Consider the following 20,252-nt stretch of genomic DNA (forward strand, 5'->3'; position numbering starts at 1 on the left):
AGAAATAAGGAGAAATTTTTGAAACCTGTTTATAAAAGATTTATTGTTAGAAGGCCAAGCCATTCATTAATTGATGGGATTACTGGAAACCCACAACTTGGCAAACCTAATTATGAAAATGCTATGAAGCAATTTGATGAATATATCAAAGCAATCAAAAGCGTTGATATTGAAGTTATTGAACTTGAAGCATCTGAGCCTTACCCAGATTCATGCTTTGTAGAAGATCCTGTTGTTATTATTCCAAATGAAATTGCAATTATTACAAATCCAGGAGCCGCTTCAAGAAATGGCGAAAAAGATTTAATTTTACCTACAATCAAAAAATATTTTTCAGAAGATAAAATTAAATATATTAAAGCACCTGGATATATGGATGGTGGCGATGTGTTACCAATTGGAAACACATATTACATTGGATTAAGCCATAGAACAAATAAAGAAGCAATCAAACAATTTGAAGAATTTGTTAAACCATTAGGCAAAAAAGTTATTGCAATTCCTGTAACACAATTTTTGCATCTGAAAACTGGAACAACTTATATTGAAGATAATAATTTACTTGTAACTGGTGAATTTGAACATACAAAAGAATTTCAATCATTTAATTTAATTAAAGTTCCAAGCGAAGAAGATTATGCAGTTAATGTAATTTACATTAATGGAAATATCATAATGCCAGCCGGATATCCAAAAACCAAAGCAATGCTTGAAAAATTAAAAGGCCACAAAAAGCTTATTGAAGTTGATACATCAGAATACAAAAAAATTGATGGTGGGTTAACTTGCTTATCAGTTAGATTCTAACTTAAATTTTTAAAATAAAAATACCTTATTTATAAGAAATTTCAAATTTTGAAAAAAATCTTGTAATAAGATATTTTTTAATTATTCAATATAAAAAACAATTGCTTAATTTGTTCAATTGTTAATTGTTCAGTTCTGATGTTAAATTTAAATTTTAGAGAACTAAAAACATCATTAATTTTATCCATAGAATATTTAGTTTTTAAATTATTAACTAGTGTTTTACGTTTAAATTGAAAAATTAATTTAACAAATTCTAAATAAAAATTTAGAGGAATGTCAATTTCTTTATTAAATACAATTTTTACAACAGCTGAGTTAACTTTTGGTTGTGGATTAAATTTATTCTTTGAAACAGATATTTCTTTTGTACAAGTTGCGATTGTTTGCAAAACAACAGACAATTTTCCATACTCTTTTGAATTAGACAAAGCAACTATTCGGTTAGCCACTTCATCTTGAACCATCAAAATTGAAGTGTCTATAAAGGTATAATTTTCAATTAACTTGAAAAGAATTTCAGTCGTAATGTTATAAGGTATGTTTCCTATAATAATTTGATTTTTGCTTTCATTTAATGAGGCATTTAAAAAATCTTCATTAATAATCTCTAAATTATTTGCTTTTAAGTTTTGATTTAATAATTTAAAAAGATCATTATCAATCTCAAAAGCTTTTACAAATTTGGCTTTTTTTATTAAAAATTTAGTTAATGCCCCTTGCCCTGGACCTATTTCAATAACATTTTTATTGTTTAAATCAATTAAATTAACTATTTGAAAACAAATCTGTTCATCAATTAAAAAATTTTGACCAAACCATTTTTTTGCAATCACTTTATTCATTAAACACCAAACACTTTTTTAACATTTACCTTAATTTGATTAACTAATTCTTGTTCAGATATATTTTTTAGTTTTGCAATATATTGATAAGTATATGAAACATATGGACTAATATTATCAGAGCCTCTCATAGGAACTGGTGCTAAATATGGTGTATCTGTTTCACAAAATATATGATCAATTGGAATAATTTTGACAGCATTTTGCAAAGACTTTGCATTTTTAAATGTCACAACTCCTGATATTGAATAATAGAAATTTGGATGTTTTAAACATTTTTCAGTAAAAGCAACATCACCACTATATGAATGAAATACAAATTTCATATCATTATATTTTTCGTTGCTAATAATTTCATATGCATCTTCTAAAGCATCACGAATATGCATAACTACTGGAATGTTATATTTTCTTGCAACCTCAATTTGTGAAATAAAACCTTCTTTTTGAATTTCTTTTGAAGGAGAATCATCATAATGATAATCTAAACCAACTTCGCCAATTCCAATTACATCCTTAGTAATAATAGATGCTAAAAATTTGCCATCTTTCTTGCCTTTCGACAAAGTTGGATGAATTCCAATTACGGGAAATAAATAGTTTTCTTTTTCACATAAATCTAAAAGCTCAATGCAATCTTCTTTTGAAGTTCCATTAACAAACAAATATTGCATATTCATTTCTTTTCATTTTTTAACTTCTTCATGAGGATCATCATAATATTCTTTGAAAGGGTGAGTATGAATATCAATATATTCCATTATTTACCTCCTTCTAAAATTTTTAGTATAAGTTTTGCAATTGCAGTTTTTCAAATTAAACTATTATTTTTATAATCATTAGCATTAGATTTTTTAGTTAAATTATCTGAAATGACTTTTATGCTTGCAATTGGCATTTTATAAAATTGTGCAGTATGGATATAAGAAGTTAATTCCATATCAATTGTTTTAGCATCTTTAAAATTATTTTGAATTAAGGCTATATCTTTTTCGGTTGCAAAATGATCAGCGGTTGCATTGTCACAATATTTAATATTATTATCAAATAATATTTGCAAAATGTTGTTTAATATTTCGCTTGTTTTAAATGTTATGCTCATATTTGGTAACATTCCTATTTTGTAATTTGGTAATGAGGTTAAATCAACATCATAATAATAAGAATTTTTAATTAAATAATAATCACCAATTTTTTCATTTCCTATACTTGCAGCAGGACCAATGTTAACAATTTGTGTGATTGTAGGACAAATGTTACATATATTGCTTAAATATAAACTAGCATTAACTTTACCCACACCACTACAAGCTATATAAAATTTTTTCTTATTATATTCGCATAAATTAAATGATTGAAACTTATTAAAATCATTTTCAAAAACATTTTCTTCAATAATTTCAATGTGGGGTAATATCATTTCATATTCTTCTTTTTCTGCAAAGATAAATAGCACCATAAAATTCTCCTTAATTTCAATACATTAATTTTAATTCACATTCAATAAAATTAAACAAAAAAGACCAATGAGGCCTTTTTGAAATTATTATTAAAAAATTAAGCTACAAGACCATATTTTTTCAAAGTTCTTGCAGTTTTAGCAGTAACTGTTAAAGTTTTCTTAGCTCCATTACCTTGAGAAATTGTCACTTTTTGTAAGTTTAAATCAAAAGTTCTTTTAGTTGCATTTAATGCGTGAGATCTTTTGTTTCCACTAAGTGCCTTTTGTCCGGTAAGTCTATCTCTTCCTGGCATAATGTTCTCCTTTTTTAAGTCTATTAGTATTTAATAATTGTACATTATTTTTTTAATAAGGTATCTTTTTAGCAACAATTTTATATAAATTGTCATCAACTCAAACAGTATCACCAATCCTTATTTTTGAATTTCTGCCAGTTGCAGGTTGTCCATTAATTAAAATTTTATGTGATGTAACAAAGAATTTTGCTTTGCCACCAGTTTCAGTCACCCCAATTTTCTTTAAAAATTGACTTACTTTAATTCAATCATCGTAAATTTCAATTTCCATTTAAAATCCTTTTTGTCCAGTAAATAATTGAATATTGTTTGGATTTGACGCTGATGTTACAACTAATTTTAAATTATCTTTTGTAATTTGAATTTTTAGTTTATCATCAAAAACAGAAATTGCATCTCTTAAAAATTTACTATTTAATGCTAATTTTAATTCATCATTACTATATTCAAAATTAGAGGTTTTTATTTCTGCTGCTGCAATTTCTTCACGCGATGATGAAATTGTTAAAACTTTATTAATAATATGAAGTCTAATTTTGTTATAACTTTCAGTGATAATAACACTTGCTTTGTTAAGCAAATTGTTTAATTCTCTTTTTTCAATAATTAAAGTATTTGCAAATTCTTTTGGCATGATTTTTGATACATCCATATAAATTTGCTCAACAATTTTTGATTGAATAATATTATTATCAAATTCAAAAGCAATTTTGAAATCTGAAATATGTAATGTAATAGGTCCATTATGTTCAAATGCAAGTATATTTTTTAAATTTTTTTGTTGCACTGAAATATTAAATTCAACATCACTTTCAATTGGCAAAGTTTCTTGAGCATATCTATAACGATCAGTTGCAAGCATTTTAAGTTGTTTATTACTTGCTGAAATATTAACACAACCTAAAATTACAGATTTATCATCAGTTGCTGCTGCAAATCACACATCTTTTGCAATATCTTTAAATTTTGCTCACTCAATTGTTAATTTTTCACCATAAATACTAAAGTCAATGCTTGGATATTCAGTGTTGTCATATAAATTTAATGTATATTTATCACTTCCAGCAATGACAGTTAAAAGTTTGTCATTTGTGATTAAACTAATATCTCCATCCAATTTCTTTTCAACATTCTTTAAGATGTTTAATTCAACTAAACAAATTCCGGGATTTATTATTTGTGCATTAATCGATGTTTTAACAGTATGTTTGATGCTAATTTCACCATCTGAACCAATGAAAGTAATTAAATCATCTTCAGCTTCAATTAATATTCCTTTCATTGCTGGAATAAATGGGTTTGTATCAACTGCTTTTGAAACATATTCAAGTGCATTATCAAGTATTTGTTTATTTATTTTTATCTCCATTTTTTTCTCCTTTACAATACTCTATTGAGATTTTCTTTAATTTTATTAATTGCAACTTTTAACGCGGTATTAGTTTTAAAGTTGTTGTCAACTCATTGTACTGAGATAATAACATTTGAATGACTTTGATTTCCAAACATTTTTCCAATTTCTTCAAATGAACAATCAAATGAATTTTTAATAAGTCACATTGATATTCTTCTTGCAATTACAACTTCTTCTTTTCTAGTTCTTGCAGTAATACGACTTTTATCAAGTTTGTAATATTTTGCAACCATATCAATGATCTTGTCAGGCGTGATTGTATCTTTAACCTGCGACATATTTTTAAAAACATTTCGAATTGTGTTCATATCATAAGTGAAAAAATCATCATTTTGACTAAATAATTTAATCCTATTAATAGCGCCTTCAATTGACCTTATTGAAGTGGCAAAATTTCTTGCAACAAATTTTAAACTTTCATCTTCCCAAAGTTCAGGATTAATATTATTTTGTCTTAATTTAAATTTTAAAATTGCTATCACATCATCAATTTCAGGAGTATCTATTTTAACAGTTAATCCACCTGTAAAACGTGTAATAAATCTTTGTTCAAATCCGCCTAAATCTTCAGGGCGCTTATCTGCAGAAATAATAACTTGCTTGTCATTTGTGAACATATGATTTATGATATTAAATAAGACAATCAATGTACTTTCTTTATTTGCATATTGTTGAACATCATCAAACATCAAACAATCATAAGCAACTAAATCATCAACAATTTTGTTGATTTCTTCTTGGTTTCTAGTTCTTAATTGTTCTACTAATCTTCTTGTAAGCTCATCAGGATTAACATAAAAGCAAGTTTTTCCATTTTTGATAAGTTCATTACCAATTGCATGTAATAAATGTGTTTTTCCAAGACCACTTCCACTATAAATAAAAAGTGGAGAAAAAACAACACTTTCATTTTTGCAAATGGTTCTTGCGGCCTTAATTACAAGGGAATTAAATTTACCTTCGGCATAAGTATCAAAGGTTAAATCTTTTCTAACATTGCTTTTTTGTCTTGGAGTTTTTTTGGCTGGTTTTACAATTGCAGCCAATGCATCAATTTCAACAATATCTTTAATAAAAATAATGTTTAATTTTTCATTGTAAATATTACTAATTGTTCTCTCAATTAGTTCGGTATAATGCGTCTTTACATACTCTTTTAGTCTTTCGGGACACAAGATAAAAATTGTGTCATCTTCACGGTATGCAATCTTTATATTTTTAAGCAAGCCTTCATAAATTAAATTGTCACTTAAATTATTTTTTAGATCATTATGGAAGCTAATATTTTTAAGTTTTAGTTCAATTTCTTGCTCATTTTCTTTATTTGTATTAATCATGTTGTAATTATTATAATTAATAAGTTATTTTTTATAAAAAACGCATCAAAAATAGTTAAAAACATAGAGTTATTAACAAAGTTATTAACAGTTTTTTATCAAAAATATGCCTTATTGTTAGACTAATTTTTCAAAAATTAACAAAAAACTATGCAAATTTGAATGTTAATAACTTTTTTGTTAATAATTTCATAGAATTTTATCTAAAATGAATGTGAAAAACTTAGCTAGCTATATTATTTTGTTATTTAGATTATTTTTAATTTAAAATGGTTGAGTTTAATATTTTTTAAATAAAAAAGAATATTCATGAAATCAAAGAAATATTTTTCACTTCCACTAACTTTAACAATTATTAGTTTTTTTGCCTTTACTTTCAACAAATTGCAAAAAACCTGGTGAAATGAATCAAGCGTTAAAAGAAACCATAATTGAGGTTAAAGAAAAAAGAACAAAAATTGGCATTAGAAATTAAAAATGTTAATGATTTGAATATAAAAAACTTAAAGCAATGAAGATACTCAATTGTTAATTTTGAAATAACACATTCAAATCCAACAACAATAAAAATTTCATTTGCATTACAAGATAGAGTTACTAAGAAAGTTAGTGAGACAAAAACTATTGAGATTAATGGATTTAAAATACCTTCTAATATTCATGAAGTATTTCAAAACATTTCAATAAACTTAAAAAGCAATAACTATACAAAAAAAGATGGAGAAAAAACTAAAAATGATTTGTTAAAAGCATTACAAACTACAAGAATTTTTTATAAAACATTTATGTTTTCAAATTTACCTGATGTTGATTATTTGCCTTTACAATTAAGAACTGATTTTGATAATTTAAGAAAAGAAACAGAAAAAAATGTTAGACAATCCTTCATTAACTTCACAAAAAATCAATACTCAAATTGAAAAATTAAACGACGCAAAAAATAAATTAATAGAAACATTAAAAGCAAAATTAAATGGTAAAAATATTTGTTTTATGAATAATGTTAATAACCATAATTTTGTTACAAATAATCAATTAAATAATCATTATAGAATGTCTTTTATAGCTAATTCAATTTATTATTTCGATATCTTTTTTGAAGATAAAAACTTATCTTATGATTTTTATTATAGCGAAACAAATCCTACTGATTTAGATTTATCAAACCTAACTTACTTAAAAAAGAAATCATTAACTTACTTAGAATTAGTCTATTCAAGAGAAGTTTACCACAAAGTGGTTATTTGCAAATAAAAGCTTCTGATAAATATAAACTATTAAATTAGGCTATTTTGAAATAGATGATAATGGACCCTTCAACTACAAATTCAAATTCAAATAATTCAAATATCTTTAAAAATGAGAGTGATTTTCATCATTTATCACAATTAAAAACAAAAATCTCTATTGAAAACTATCAAAATATTAAGGAATTAAAATTAACATTTTGAAGATATTTACTAAAATAAAAAAACAAACCAAAATTCAAATGTATATCTATTTGATGACACTATAAAATCTGCAAATAATGAACCCGGAAAATATTTTTACACATGCACATTAATTAACAAAAATAATCAAACAAAAGATTTATATACATTAAGTTATTATTTAAATATTTTTGAAAATGATGCGAGTGATTTTAAATTAGAAAAGTATTTTAATCAAAACCTTGCAAAATAAAGGATAAATCTAATTGAAATTTAAACAAAACTATATTGCTATAAAATTCTTAGCAAATATTTTGCTTTCTTTGATAAAATTAAATGAAATTTGTATAATTTTTATTTGCATATTATAAGAACTTATACATACTAAAGTTAGTTGGAACTAAGGAGAATGTTATGAAAAGAACATATCAACCAAAAAAACGCAAACACATTAAAGTGCATGGTTTTATGGCTAGAATGCAAACCAAGAATGGTAGAAAAGTATTAGCATCAAGACGTGCTAAAGGCAGAGCAAGATTAACAGTATCAGATTCTAAGTAATTTGATATTTCTTTTTTTTATTTAAAAATGTTTACAAAAGATAATACACTTAAAAAAAATTGAGAATTTCAAAAAATTCTTGCCAAAAAAAAGCAGATTGTAGATAAACATTTAATTATTTATTTTGATGAATCAGAAGATTTTAAAATAGGTATTTCAATGCCAAAACAATTTTTAAATGCAGTAAAGAGAAATCATTTTAAAAATCAAGTAAGAGCTATTTTAAGGAAAATGAATGATATTACTGATTCTTTAAAAATAAGTTGTGTTTTAATTGCTAGGAAAACATTTTTTGATTTAGAATTTTCAATTAAAGAACAAGAGATAAGAAAAATTTTTGAAAGGATAAAAGATGGCAAAACTGAAAAAATCTAAGTTTTATGATGATTTTAAAGTCACATCACCATCACCTGAGCAAAAACAAAAGCATATTTGACTTAAGGTGTGAAAATGATTAAGAATTATCATTATTGTTTTCTTTGCAAGCATTGGCCTTGTGGGTTGCGTGCAATCATTTACAAGTAAAACTGCATCTAAAGTTGGTGCTGGTTATGAATTTTATTCAAGCAAAAAAACTGTTTCACCTAATGTTGAACTTTTAAGATACAACAAAGAAACAAACACTTTTACTATGCCAAATAGTGAAAAGCATATTGTTAAAAATATATTTCTTGGTTTAAATAATGGAAATAAAGAGTTAATTAACGCATTAGAACAACAAGATGCTAAAGCTAATGGTGGAAAATCAGAATATGGAATTTATGGTGGGAATTCTTTAGCCTTGCAATATGAAAAACTAAATGATGATAATAAAACATATTCAACAATTACTGACGCTGATGCAAAATTTGGTGGAGATGTTTATGGAAATAAAGAAAACAAATTTTCTTATCTAAATTTAACTTCAAAAGATTACAAATATGAAACTATTACTGAACATAGTGCTTGAACAACATTTTCTTTTACAAACCATATTGAAGAAGTAGCAAAAAATCAAAAAAGAGCAAGATTTGACAAAATTTCTAAAATTGAAGTTGAAACTTTAGAAGAATCATTATTACCTGGTGCTTCAAATATCGATAAATTTACACGTGATTCTTTACAACTTTTAGCATTACAAACATTAAAGATTTGATACGAAAGAAATGTTAATAACATTCGTTGATTAATAAATCCTGCAAATGTTGAAAATAAAGATCTTAATCAACAATTTACTGCTTCTGATGCAAATGAGATTTTTGGAACAACTCCATTGCCTGCAAATCCAACTCCTTTAGATATCTACAAACGTTTAGTTGCTATGTATGAAAAAATTTCTCAAACAAAAGCAAGTGACAAAATTGAGAATAGTGATTATATCTTTAAAAATGATCCTTTCTATACAACTAAAACCGATTGAAAAGATAAAGATGGCAAACCATTAGTTGTAAAAGATAAAAATGGTGTGGTTATCTCAAACCCTACTTTTAATCAACTTTCAAAAGCACAACAACACGATCAACTTTCTAGATGATATAAATATCAATGAATTAAGGATGCAATTAATTTTGCAACATTCCATAAAATTGCTTTTAGAAGTTATTATTCATTGTTTAATTACACAGGCCAAGCATATAAAAATGTAACTTATGGTTCTAATGTTGTAACTAATTCAATTGTTAAAGTAAACCATATTACTAAGGGTGGTAACTATAATGAAAGATTACCAATAGCAAATATCTTTCCTTCTGCATTTAATGTTCCTCAAAAAGCATTATATAATGCAAAAGGTTATTGAGAACAAGGGCCTTTCTATGGAATGTTTATCCACCCAATCTATTTATTTATGAATAAAATAATGGTTGGTTTAGGAAGTACAGGCTGAAGCGTTATATTAGCCTTAGTTATTACAGTTGTTTTTGTTCGTTTAATTGCATTCTTTATTTCTCTAAAAAGCACTTTTGGTCAAAGCAAATTAGAAGAAATAAACCGTAAAAAAGCCAAGATTGAAGCTAAATATGCTGAATATAAAGGCGATAAAGCAATGCAACAAAAGAAACAAATGGAAATTTCGCAACTTTATAAAGAGTCAAAAATTTCCCCATTCTCAAGTATGGTTTCATTGCTTATAACAATGCCAATCTTATTTGTTGTGTATAGAATTATTTCTTCAGCACCTGAAATTAAGCAAGCTTCATGATATGGAATTCAACTTTCGACTTCGTCAATTAGTCGGGTAATGGCAAAAGATTTTATTTATCTGCCACTAATAATATTCTCCGTCGCGGTTCAAGCCCTCGCGACATATATGCCGAAGATTTTAAATTGAAAGAAAAAGAAATCCGAACGAGTCGATGCTTATGAAAAAGAAGCAATGAAGAAATCTAATCGAACAAATAATATTGTGCAATTAATCTTTATCTTTATTGGTGTTATCTTTAGTGCTGGTTTACAAATTTATTGAATTATTTCTGGTATTTGAACAATCTTCCAAACAATCTTTGTTCATTACTTCACAAAAACAAGATTCTTTAAAGAAAAAGTTGAACCTAAATTATTTAGAGAAAAGACCGCTTAAACTAATATAAACTAGAATTTATTTTCTAGTTTTTTATTCACTTTTTATTAACGTTTATATTTCATAGAAATATATTTTTAAGGTTTTTATGTTGTAAAAAAAGTGTTTATAAATAAAAAGGGGTAAAATATATGGGTATATCAAAGGTCTTAGGACAATTGATTATTAGAGAAGGAATCTATGGATTTAAAAGATAAAACATCAATTTATTTTCATAAAACACAAAAAATAGCAGAAGAATTCTGCAAACATGACATTGTAACTTTACAATTTTTCCAAAGACATAATAATGTTAAATTATGTGGAATAATTGAGGCTATCAAGCTTTTAGTGCATAATACAGACATTACTAAATATACAATTAAATATTTACCCGAAGGTACTATTATTAACAATCGTGATGTTGTATTAGAACTTGAAGGGCCATATTATGAATTTGGAATTTGAGAAGGTATGCTTGATGGCATTTTAGCAAGACAAACTTCAATTGCTACAAACGCTTATCGTATGGTTCAAGTTGCTAATGGAAAAACTTTAATTAGTATGGCTGATCGCGCTGATCATTACATCAATCAAGAAAATGATGCATATGCTATTGAATGTGGTGGAATTAAAAACCACTCAACATTAGTATCTTCCCATTATGACAAGGCACATACTTTTGGTTCAATGCCTCATGCTTTAATTCAAATGTTTAATGGTGACATTGTTAAAGCATGTGAAGCATATCATAAAGTATTTCCAAAAGAACCTTTGTATGCTGTTGTTGATTTCCATAATGATGTAATTGCAGACTCATTAGCTTGCCTTAAAATCTTTGGAAAAGAGTTAAAAGGTGTTAGAATAGATACATCTAAATCAATGATTGATAAGATGTTTAAGGAGGGGGAAGCGCAATTTGGTGTCACACCATTGCAAGTAAAAAAATTAAGAGAAGCTTTAGATGAAAATAATGGTAAACATGTCAAAATTACTGTTTCGTCTGGCTTTGATGAAGAAAAGATCAAACAATTTGAAGCTGAAAATACTCCTGTTGATGCATATGGTGTTGGCGCTGCATTATTAAGAATTAGAATTCATTTTAGTGCTGATGCTACAATGCTAAATGGTAAAAAAATTGCCAAAGCAGGACGTGAATATTTAAATAATCCTAAACTTTTAGTTTACAAAGGAGAATACAATGGATAAGAAATTAAAAACTAAAAAATCTATCAATGTTGCATTAACAATTGTCTTTGTAATTATTTTTGCAGCATTAGCAGCATTAGCATTAGTTGCAATTTTTATGCATAATCAGCATAAAACTAACGCATTTGCAACTGCAATAAACAAGATTTGAAAAAATGACACAATTTGACAAGTTATTATGCCTGCATTTTATGCATTAGCATTTTACACATTAACCTTAGGAATTATTGTTGGTAAAAAATATAAATTAATTGAAAATAACAACAAAAATTTAAAGAGACAAAAAGCTTCTTTAATTGCATTTGTCATAATCTTTTCAATTATTTTCTTAGTTGTAGGACTATTCCTAGTTCTAACTAAAGTATTAAAAAATAATGCTGGAATGACAAAACTATTAACAAATATGAAACTTACTGGCTTTGAACAATGATTGTGAATGTCAGGAATTGTAACATTAGCATTAGTAGGTTTATTAATAATTACTTTAATTATTGCAGTGCCTACATTGAAATATAGAAACAATAGCACTGTTAATATAAAAATTAACAACGACGGTACATATGCAACTGCAACATTAGATTTTGTTGCTCCAAAATCTGAAAGCGAAAATGGTAATTTCTATGCTGCTGATTTGAAAGCAATTAATTTAAAATTGGTTGAAGATTCTGATAATTATACTTCTGGCAAAAATACACCTCCATCAAACACAACTTTCCAAAATATGCAAATACTTGTTAATGACATTAATACATTTATTTCAAAAATGCCTTTGCCTAAATATAGTTTATTAGTTGAATATATTAAAAAAGCATTGGAAGAATATACAATTAAGCCAAATGAAAATTTAACTGATGAAATTTTAATTAGAAAAGAAAATAATCTAGAACTTAACTACAAACGTGCGCGTTTTGTAAAATTGTTGTTAGAAACTAAAGACTATGGTTTACAACTTGCATCAACCACTAATATGCAAATTATGGGAAGTCAATTGCTAAACTATGTAAATTCTAAATATGAAATTGTTAATAATGTAACATCACTTACAGAAATTAAAAAAATGATTAATGAAGTATTAGAAAAACATTTATTTGTTAAATTAAATGAACTTAGATTTGAAGCGATTGATATTATGCAAAAAAATCCTAACAATGCAAATGTTGTTAATGCTATAAAACAAGTCTTAGAACCTACTGATGCTGCTTTAGAAAATAAAGATATTGCTTTAATGAAAGCTAATTTAGTAAGACTAGCTAAACTAATTCAAAATATTAAAGATTCAAAAATTGCAAAGCTTTAGTATTTTCAAAATTATTTTATGAACAAATATGGAAAATTAAAAGCTAATATACTAAATATATTTAGCTTTTTCTTAATCTTTTCTTTTTTAATAGTTGGTCTTATTTTAATTTTATTAGCAGCAAAAGCAATTCCTAATTCTTTTAATAAGCCTTCAATTGTTACTTGCTATGTTTTTGGTTCACTTTTTTTAGTACTGTTTTTATTGATTATTTCAAAAATGATATCTATTATGAAAGCAGAAAATCGCTACAAAAAAAATGCTGTTGATGTTGATAAATATTTTGCAGATGTTGAAAAAACTAAAAGTCAAGAACAAAACGACTTAAAATTTGCAAATGCTCCTAAAACTGATAAAGAATCAAGAAATATTTATTTTAGCTATTTATTATCTTATATGAGAAAAACATACCGTAGACCTAATTTGGAACTAAAAGATTATGCAATCAAATGTGCATTGGAAGATTTAATTATAGAAATCAAAACTACTTATGGGATCTTCGATGTTTATTTAGCAATCGAATTTACAAAATCATTACATAGAAAAATGATTTTACGTGGTGAATATAATCACTACAAAGTTTATTTCGATGGCATAAGAAAACTAATTAATTTAACTAATGAATATGTTAGAAAATTGTTAAACTTTTCTTAAAAATTAACTTATTTACTGTCCAAAATTGAAATGTGTTCATTTTCTTTATATGAATGCATTTTTTTAATTTATGGGTTAGCAAAATAATTTATAATTTAATGCATGACTGAAAAAGAATTAGAAAAAAAGAAACATATTGTTAGAAGAAGTTATGACGAAGCTAAGAAAGTTGTAGTCAAAGGCAACATGTTTATGTTAGCAATTGGTTTGCTAATTGGTGCATCATTTGGAGCTGTTGTTACATCTCTTGCAAATGATGTTATTATGGCGGCAATTGCAAAAGCATTTCATGTTCAAGGTGTTGAAAATATTGTTGTAAATGGAATTTATATTGGTAAATTTTTAGGTGCTTTAATTCAATTTATTATTGTTGCTTTATTTATATTCCTTGCACTTTTATTAGTTTATCTAATCAAAAATACAATTGAATATGTAAAGGCAAGAAAACAAAAAATTGAACCAGAACCAATTCCTGAACCTACAATTGAAGAACTAACCTTAGCAGAACTTAAAAAACTAAATGAAAATTTTAAAAAATTTATGCCAAAGGAAATTACAAAAGAACATAGCGAAAAATAATTCCTATGTTTTTTTATAATTTAATTCATGATAGAAAAAACTTTAAAATCCATTGTTATTAAACATAATGAACATAGTGAAAATAATTTAATAGTTACTATTCTTACAAATGAAGGGAAAATGCAAATCTATGCTCCTGGTGTGAGAAAAATTGATAGCAAAAATCGCAATGCAATTGGAATTTTAGATTTATCTAATTTAGATTTACTTAGCTCAGAGAAATCTAATAATTTACTTTTTAGATTAAAAAAAGCAAACTTGATTTGTAAATTTCCTTATGATGTAAATGCAATAGAATTTAAAGAAACCTTACTTTATTTTTTAGAAAAATCTATGTCAAATAGTTATTTACCTTTCATTCAATCATATGAACAACTTTTGCCGTTTTTAAATCAAAATAAAAATACAAAAATTTTGATCTACCTACTTTACAAACTTTTGGAATGTGAAGGTATCAAACCAAAATTTGATGGCTGTATAGAATGTGGAAGTCAAACTCATTTAGTTGATTTTAAATTTCACAAGGGTGGATTTTTGTGTAATTTGCATGCAGAAGAAGAACTTGGAAAGGATAATTTAATGTCTCTTTATTATTTAAGTATTTCATTTGAAAAATTTGAAAAAAATACTTCTTTTCAAACTGCAAAATTTATTTTAAAAATGTTAATTCAATATCTACATGAATGTATTTAATGACTTAAATTAATAGTTTTCTCCAAAACCAAACATATCAAATTCAATTTTTATATCTAATGGTTCGGTAGGGTGATTATTCTTAATTATTAAATATTTAGTTTTTTTCTTAAAGTTAAGTGATGCTTCAGTATATGTTAATAAATTTTGGTGTAAACGAAGGAACAAGATATGTTTTACGTGTTTTTATATCATTTTTTGGTTCTTCGTCAGTTGTATAATCGTATTTTTTCATCACAAATTTCTTGTTATCATAATCTTTTTCATAGTTTATAAAAGTTTGCAAATAATAGTATTTGTTAGTAATATAGTCTATTTATAAATCCAATATCCATTATTTTTGTATTGAGTGTCATTGTTGAATATTTGAAAATATATGTAGTATTTATTGATTAATTCTTTGGGTAGAGCATATTTCCATTCTCTTTTTAGTTTGGGCAAAAAATTTTTCCAATCTGAATCTGGCTTTTGAAATATTCCTCAATTTTCAGAATAATCTAGTGTAAAGCTGCGTGTAAACTTAGATTGATTATTTATCAATTTATATCCTAAAAATGACTCGATATTTTCCTTAAAATATTTTTTAGCATCATTACTCATATATGTAGAAATCAATGCGTAAATGTAAATTTTTTCATCAAATGCTTTTAACTGCGGTTTTTCTTTACTTTTTTGTATGCTATAACTAATTAATCCTAATTGAATTGTTGAAAGTGCAATTCCTAACGTCCCTAATCCAAAACCCAAACCTATTAATATTTTCTTGTTCATTCTTTATCGATTCTCCTTTTTTCTCTTCTTATTGTTATATAAAGATTATAACATTTAAGACAAGAAAGTAAGCTGTGGTATCTGTTTGTATATCAGACTTATTTAATTTAATTTTTTGTTTTAACATTTTATGTTAAACAACTATAATATAAAACCATGAATGAAAAAGAAATAATTAAGCAAGAAAGAGCAGAAAAACTATTTGCAAATACACCAATTAAAAAAGCTATTTGAATAGTTGCGCTGCCTAGTTTATTAGCTGCTTTAATGTTAGGTTTATATTTCTTTATCGACCAAATCTTTATTCAAAAATTTGTGCCACAAACAAGATATGTTTTTGATGATAGTGGTAAATTGGGAGAGATTTATAGTTTTTTAGATAATGGTGTACAAAAATTAACTCAATCAGAATTTTTGAATTTATTCAATAAATACAATAGTTTTGCATCATCAAAAATTAGTACAATTAATTCAAATACTGTAGTTTCACAAACAATGGTTGCAATTCAACCTTTCACTATTTTTTCAAATTCAATTGTATTTTTAATTCCTGTCGGAAGTGCCATTTATTACACAAAATGTGTTTCAAAAGGTTATAAAAAAGCTGGTCAAAACTTATGAGCTTCTATGTTTTGAACATCAATTGTAACTTCTTTACTCGCTACATTAGTTACATTCATTTTTATTTGATCTGGATTTTTAAATTCATTAGTTGGAATTACAAAATTAGATCAAAATGTTAAAGCAAAAATGAACGCTAATGAATTTGATTTATTGCAATCATACTATTATGCTGCAGCAAAAATGAGTGCTCATTGAGCTAAACAATATATGTATGTTTATGCTTCAGGCACTATTTTACAAGGGCTTGTGAATTTGCTTTCTTACTTAATTAGAGCTGAAGGATATAATGCTTATGTAATGGGTTGAGCAATTGGCGCTAATTTAGTTAACATTGCATTAGATGCTTTATTTATGATCCCTCTAAAAATGGGTGTATTAGGTGGTGTTATTGCAACCTTAATTGGTTGGTTTGTCAACTTATTAGCTTATTTAGCATATTGCGCTGTCAAAGAGAAAAAAGCCAAAACTTGATTGTATTTAAGCATTTTATTCAAATTTAAATTTACTAAAAAGATGCTAGGACCTGTGATCTTGTTAGGTCTTTCTGGCTTTATTAGAACATTTGGTGTTGCTATTTCATTTACTATGATAAGTTTCTTATTTAGTAAAACTCCATTTGCAGATCCTGGACATTTTCAATATTATTGATCAAAAAGTGCACCAATTGTTTCTTTATTTTTAACATCAATTTATGGAATTAATGATGGTGCTAGAAGTTTGCTTTCTTATAACTATGCTAAAAAAGATTATGAGAGATGTAAACAAACTTATTATTGAACAATGTTTGTTGCAATTTTTTATACAACTTTGACTTATACTTTCATTGCACTAACGGCAAATGTAATTTGAGCTCCAATTTTAAATGTTATTGATGCAGAAAGAATCGAGACAGTTAAATTTATTCGAATTATGATGCTAAGATTAATTGCAGTCTCGCTTTCGGTTAGCTCTTTACTTGTCTTTCAAGCAACAAATAACATTGGAAAATCGTTACTTGCTTCAGTAATGGAAAACTTTATTTGTGCTGCTATTGTTATTCCTATTGGTTATGGAATAGCATATGCTGTCTTTTTAAAAACTTCTTCAGTTGCATTAGCAAATTGAATAATCGCTTGATTTTTTATCATAAATTTACTAATTGCTTCGACTATTTTATTTATTATGTCTTCATATTACATTACAAAAGGAATCAAAAAACCTAAGGTTAAACAATCTTGAAGTGAAAAAATTGAAGAAGATTTTCATAAAACATCACAAGAATTTGAAAATTTTAATAAAATTTAAATATGTTTATATTAAATATAAATAGGAAAGAATTAAAAATCAAAAAATTTATTTAAAGTGAGGGTGATTTTTTAATCGCCTTTTTTTATTGGAGAAATATATGAAAAAATCAAAAAGAATATTATTTGTAAGTCTTGGAATTATGTCAACTTTGGCTGCATCATTACCATTAATTGCAACTTCATGTAAAGATTCTAAGAATCCTGACACACCAACACCACAACCTAAGCCAGATCCTAAACCTCATGTTGAAACTGAACAAGAAAAACTTGATAAATGAGCTAAAGAAAATATGACTGATGTATTTTCAATAATTAATGGAAAAGAAAGTGAATTTCAACAAGCAATTGCCGAAAACAAAGATTTTTATTATAGTTACAAAAACAAACAAATTTTAGCAGTTGATCATGGAAAACGTCCAAACTGAAAAACTGATAACAATTATTTACTTGAACTTAAAAATGTTAATTTTCCATCAAATGATTATCAACTTGTAAATGCTAATAAACCAACTTATGAAAGTAATGGGCAAACCAGATTATCATCACATCTAGAATGAGAAATAATTAATGAAGAAATTGTTTTCAAATATAAAGTTGCTATTTATAAAAAAGATGGAAATCACATAATTTCTAATGAAGTAATATCATCTAATTTAGGAAAATTTACTGGTGCTTTATCAGAAGAAGACAAAAAATTATTAGAAGCGCAATCAAAAACTTCATTTGATTATCCAAATAAAGAAAATACATTACTTGCTGATGCAAAAGAAGATCAAATTATTAAAAATATTCCTGAAGGATATGAATTAACTAAATTTACAGCAGTGAAAAATAGTGATTTAGCTACTGGAATTTATGAATATACAATTATATTCAAGCTTAAATCAATCGCAAACCCTGATGTTGTAAGCAAGAAAAATGTTGAATATGTCATTAGAGGATTTAAGAAAACACAAGAAATTATCGAACAAGAAAAGAAAGCAATTGAAAAGATAAGTGAAGAATTTAAAAAAACAACAATTAAATTGTTAAACGAAAAAGCATATCAAGATGTGATTAAAAATAAACAAATTGATAACTATGATAAAAAACCTAATTTTGTTGTCTCAGGTTATGATGAAAATCTATATAATGCAACACTTTCTAACCTAGAAGTAAAAGAAAATGGATTGAAATATGACATTAAATTAACATTGACTTTAACATCTAAAACCAATAGTGATATATTTGCTAAAAGCGAAATGAATGTTTCTGCAGAATATGTCAAAGGAATAAATCCACATACATTGAATGATCAAGAACAAAAACAACATTTAGAAAATGCATTATTAGATACTGTGATTTATCCATATTTTTCAAAAGATAAAACATATATTCAAAAGATGAAATATTCTGAATTAACCAATAGATCTTATTTTATTAGCAGAAAAGACAATGATTTAAACTATCAATTTACTGAATTAATTAAAAGAGGTGATAAATATTTTGTTAAAACAGAAGTTTCTTTTGATGGCTGATTAGAATCACCAAAAGTTGTTAAGGAAATAGAAGTTAGTTTTGATAAATTAGGGCTTGATATTATCAACGATGCAAGAATCAAAAAAGGCCAAGAACCTATCCAGGATCAAACAGCACCAAGTCCTACATTACCTGAATATGAACCTAATATTTCAATTGATAAATTTAAAGACACCGAGCAAGATGAAGTAAATAAGAATATAATAAATAACAAATTTTTACAAGGAATTAAAAAGGCAAAAGTTTGAACTTATAATGCAGAATTATTAGAAAAAATTGAAAAAAATGAAGCAAATGCTTATATTCAAAATTTTAATCCAATAATGGATGGCATTAATTCGAGACCAAAAACTGAAATGTATTTTGGTTCATCTTCAAAATATATTTATGAACAACAACAAGTTTATTATTTCTCAAATTTTAGAAAAGAAGAAAATGGAGAATATACTGTTAAAGTTACAACAGTAAGCATTCAAGATTTTAATAGCGGTGAATTTTCAAATGCTTGCTCTACAAGAGTTACTGTAGATACATCAAAAGTTGCAGAAGATTATATTAATAAGAAATGTTTTACAGAATATGTCAAATCATTAGCACTTAATATTACATATAAAAATGCTTTTGAAACTTTAGTAAAGGATGCAAAAATTGAGAACCTAGAATGCAATAATTTGCCATCAGGTTATACAATTGAATATGAAATTGATAAGACTCAAAAGAAAGCAAACTCAGGCATTTTGAAAATATGATATTCAATTTCAAAAGAAGGACATAAAACATTTAAAATCTCACTTGAAATCTCAGGCTTTAACCGCAATTAATCACATATTAATTTAGATCTCTCACTTTGAGAGATTTTTTAATAGTCAAATTGGCTAATAAAATGGTATATTTATTAATAGAAATAACTTAGTTAAAGTTTAAAGGAAAATT

Annotated in this window: 23 protein-coding genes; 14 read left to right on the forward strand and 9 right to left on the reverse strand. The window is 25.8% G+C overall.

Translation table 4 applies throughout. The annotated features are described in order from the left end of the window. The first annotated feature begins 18 nt into the window (after positions 1-18). Complete coding sequence (locus EXC60_RS02820; protein ID WP_024543843.1) at positions 19-807, forward strand: dimethylarginine dimethylaminohydrolase family protein; 789 nt, start codon at positions 19-21, stop codon at positions 805-807. 77 nt (positions 808-884) lie between these two features. Here EXC60_RS02820 and rsmA read toward each other — a convergent pair whose 3' ends face one another. The 7 genes from rsmA to dnaA all read right to left on the reverse strand — a co-directional run bounded on the left by rsmA (position 885) and on the right by dnaA (position 6,161). After that, positions 885-1,652, reverse strand: a complete 768-nt coding sequence (rsmA, locus tag EXC60_RS02825; protein ID WP_024543844.1) for a 16S rRNA (adenine(1518)-N(6)/adenine(1519)-N(6))-dimethyltransferase RsmA — start codon at positions 1,650-1,652, stop codon at positions 885-887. Then, positions 1,652-2,413, reverse strand: a complete 762-nt coding sequence (locus tag EXC60_RS02830; RefSeq protein ID WP_024543845.1) for a TatD family hydrolase — start codon at positions 2,411-2,413, stop codon at positions 1,652-1,654. The genes rsmA and EXC60_RS02830 overlap by 1 nt, the downstream gene beginning before the upstream one ends. Continuing rightward, a complete protein-coding gene (locus EXC60_RS02835) occupies positions 2,413-3,111 on the reverse strand; it encodes a 5'-methylthioadenosine/S-adenosylhomocysteine nucleosidase family protein (RefSeq protein WP_024543846.1) in 699 nt (232 codons plus the stop codon). Before EXC60_RS02835 ends, EXC60_RS02830 begins: the two co-directional genes overlap by 1 nt. Before the next feature lie 98 nt (positions 3,112-3,209). Beyond that, positions 3,210-3,407 (reverse strand): 50S ribosomal protein L28, encoded by a 198-nt coding sequence (gene rpmB, locus EXC60_RS02840; RefSeq protein WP_024543847.1) that lies wholly within the window; start codon positions 3,405-3,407, stop codon positions 3,210-3,212. 52 nt (positions 3,408-3,459) lie between these two features. Continuing rightward, positions 3,460-3,681 carry an RNA-binding S4 domain-containing protein gene (locus EXC60_RS02845; RefSeq protein WP_024543848.1) on the reverse strand — a complete coding sequence of 74 codons (222 nt, stop codon included), beginning with the start codon at positions 3,679-3,681 and terminating at the stop codon, positions 3,460-3,462. Further along, entirely contained in the window at positions 3,682-4,779 is a 1,098-nt protein-coding gene (gene dnaN / locus EXC60_RS02850; protein ID WP_024543849.1) for a DNA polymerase III subunit beta, read from the reverse strand. 11 nt (positions 4,780-4,790) lie between these two features. Beyond that, positions 4,791-6,161, reverse strand: a complete 1,371-nt coding sequence (gene dnaA, locus EXC60_RS02855; RefSeq protein ID WP_024543850.1) for a chromosomal replication initiator protein DnaA — start codon at positions 6,159-6,161, stop codon at positions 4,791-4,793. A gap of 431 nt (positions 6,162-6,592) precedes the next feature. On the opposite strand from dnaA, the gene EXC60_RS06860 reads away from it, so the two are divergent. The 11 genes from EXC60_RS06860 to recO all read left to right on the forward strand — a co-directional run bounded on the left by EXC60_RS06860 (position 6,593) and on the right by recO (position 15,120). Then, positions 6,593-7,105: a hypothetical protein gene (locus EXC60_RS06860; RefSeq protein ID WP_024543851.1), complete on the forward strand. Its 513-nt coding sequence runs from the start codon at positions 6,593-6,595 to the stop codon at positions 7,103-7,105. Continuing rightward, positions 7,032-7,415, forward strand: coding sequence for a hypothetical protein (locus tag EXC60_RS02865; RefSeq protein WP_024543852.1), 384 nt, complete (start codon positions 7,032-7,034; stop codon positions 7,413-7,415). The genes EXC60_RS06860 and EXC60_RS02865 overlap by 74 nt, the downstream gene beginning before the upstream one ends. Before the next feature lie 47 nt (positions 7,416-7,462). Then, on the forward strand, positions 7,463-7,630 hold the full coding sequence (locus tag EXC60_RS02870) for a hypothetical protein (protein ID WP_156909641.1): 168 nt from the start codon (positions 7,463-7,465) through the stop codon (positions 7,628-7,630). A 375-nt stretch (positions 7,631-8,005) separates the two neighbouring features. Beyond that, positions 8,006-8,152, forward strand: a complete 147-nt coding sequence (gene rpmH / locus EXC60_RS02875; protein WP_024543853.1) for a 50S ribosomal protein L34 — start codon at positions 8,006-8,008, stop codon at positions 8,150-8,152. A 27-nt stretch (positions 8,153-8,179) separates the two neighbouring features. After that, positions 8,180-8,527: a ribonuclease P protein component gene (rnpA, locus tag EXC60_RS02880; protein WP_024543854.1), complete on the forward strand. Its 348-nt coding sequence runs from the start codon at positions 8,180-8,182 to the stop codon at positions 8,525-8,527. Next, positions 8,505-10,709 carry a membrane protein insertase YidC gene (locus EXC60_RS06865; protein WP_024543855.1) on the forward strand — a complete coding sequence of 735 codons (2,205 nt, stop codon included), beginning with the start codon at positions 8,505-8,507 and terminating at the stop codon, positions 10,707-10,709. The genes rnpA and EXC60_RS06865 overlap by 23 nt, the downstream gene beginning before the upstream one ends. A 180-nt stretch (positions 10,710-10,889) precedes the next feature. Then, on the forward strand, positions 10,890-11,897 hold the full coding sequence (locus EXC60_RS02890) for a nicotinate phosphoribosyltransferase (protein ID WP_024543856.1): 1,008 nt from the start codon (positions 10,890-10,892) through the stop codon (positions 11,895-11,897). Beyond that, a complete protein-coding gene (locus tag EXC60_RS02895; RefSeq protein WP_024543857.1) occupies positions 11,890-13,194 on the forward strand; it encodes a hypothetical protein in 1,305 nt (434 codons plus the stop codon). The genes EXC60_RS02890 and EXC60_RS02895 overlap by 8 nt, the downstream gene beginning before the upstream one ends. Before the next feature lie 18 nt (positions 13,195-13,212). After that, on the forward strand, positions 13,213-13,848 hold the full coding sequence (locus EXC60_RS02900) for a hypothetical protein (protein WP_024543858.1): 636 nt from the start codon (positions 13,213-13,215) through the stop codon (positions 13,846-13,848). Between the two features lie 102 nt (positions 13,849-13,950). Beyond that, on the forward strand, positions 13,951-14,427 hold the full coding sequence (locus EXC60_RS02905) for a large conductance mechanosensitive channel protein MscL (RefSeq protein ID WP_029670529.1): 477 nt from the start codon (positions 13,951-13,953) through the stop codon (positions 14,425-14,427). 27 nt (positions 14,428-14,454) lie between these two features. Continuing rightward, the gene (recO, locus tag EXC60_RS02910) at positions 14,455-15,120 is read left to right on the forward strand and encodes a DNA repair protein RecO (protein ID WP_024543860.1); all 666 of its coding nucleotides are present in this window, start codon (positions 14,455-14,457) and stop codon (positions 15,118-15,120) included. A gap of 9 nt (positions 15,121-15,129) precedes the next feature. On the opposite strand, the gene EXC60_RS06870 is transcribed toward recO, so the two are convergent. Both EXC60_RS06870 and EXC60_RS06875 read right to left on the reverse strand, forming a co-directional pair. Further along, the gene (locus tag EXC60_RS06870; RefSeq protein ID WP_156909642.1) at positions 15,130-15,288 is read right to left on the reverse strand and encodes a hypothetical protein; all 159 of its coding nucleotides are present in this window, start codon (positions 15,286-15,288) and stop codon (positions 15,130-15,132) included. A 144-nt stretch (positions 15,289-15,432) separates the two neighbouring features. Continuing rightward, positions 15,433-15,891, reverse strand: a complete 459-nt coding sequence (locus tag EXC60_RS06875) for a hypothetical protein (protein WP_024543861.1) — start codon at positions 15,889-15,891, stop codon at positions 15,433-15,435. 156 nt (positions 15,892-16,047) lie between these two features. Between EXC60_RS06875 and EXC60_RS06880 the strand changes: the two genes are divergently transcribed. Beyond that, the gene (locus EXC60_RS06880) at positions 16,048-17,799 is read left to right on the forward strand and encodes an MATE family efflux transporter (protein WP_024543862.1); all 1,752 of its coding nucleotides are present in this window, start codon (positions 16,048-16,050) and stop codon (positions 17,797-17,799) included. Between the two features lie 100 nt (positions 17,800-17,899). Beyond that, on the forward strand, positions 17,900-20,140 hold the full coding sequence (locus EXC60_RS06885; RefSeq protein WP_024543863.1) for a hypothetical protein: 2,241 nt from the start codon (positions 17,900-17,902) through the stop codon (positions 20,138-20,140). Positions 20,141-20,252 lie beyond the last annotated feature (112 nt).

Origin of the sequence: Metamycoplasma salivarium (assembly GCF_900660445.2) — a bacterium.
Taxonomy (GTDB): Bacteria; Bacillota_I; Bacilli_A; order Mycoplasmatales; family Metamycoplasmataceae; genus Metamycoplasma; species Metamycoplasma salivarium.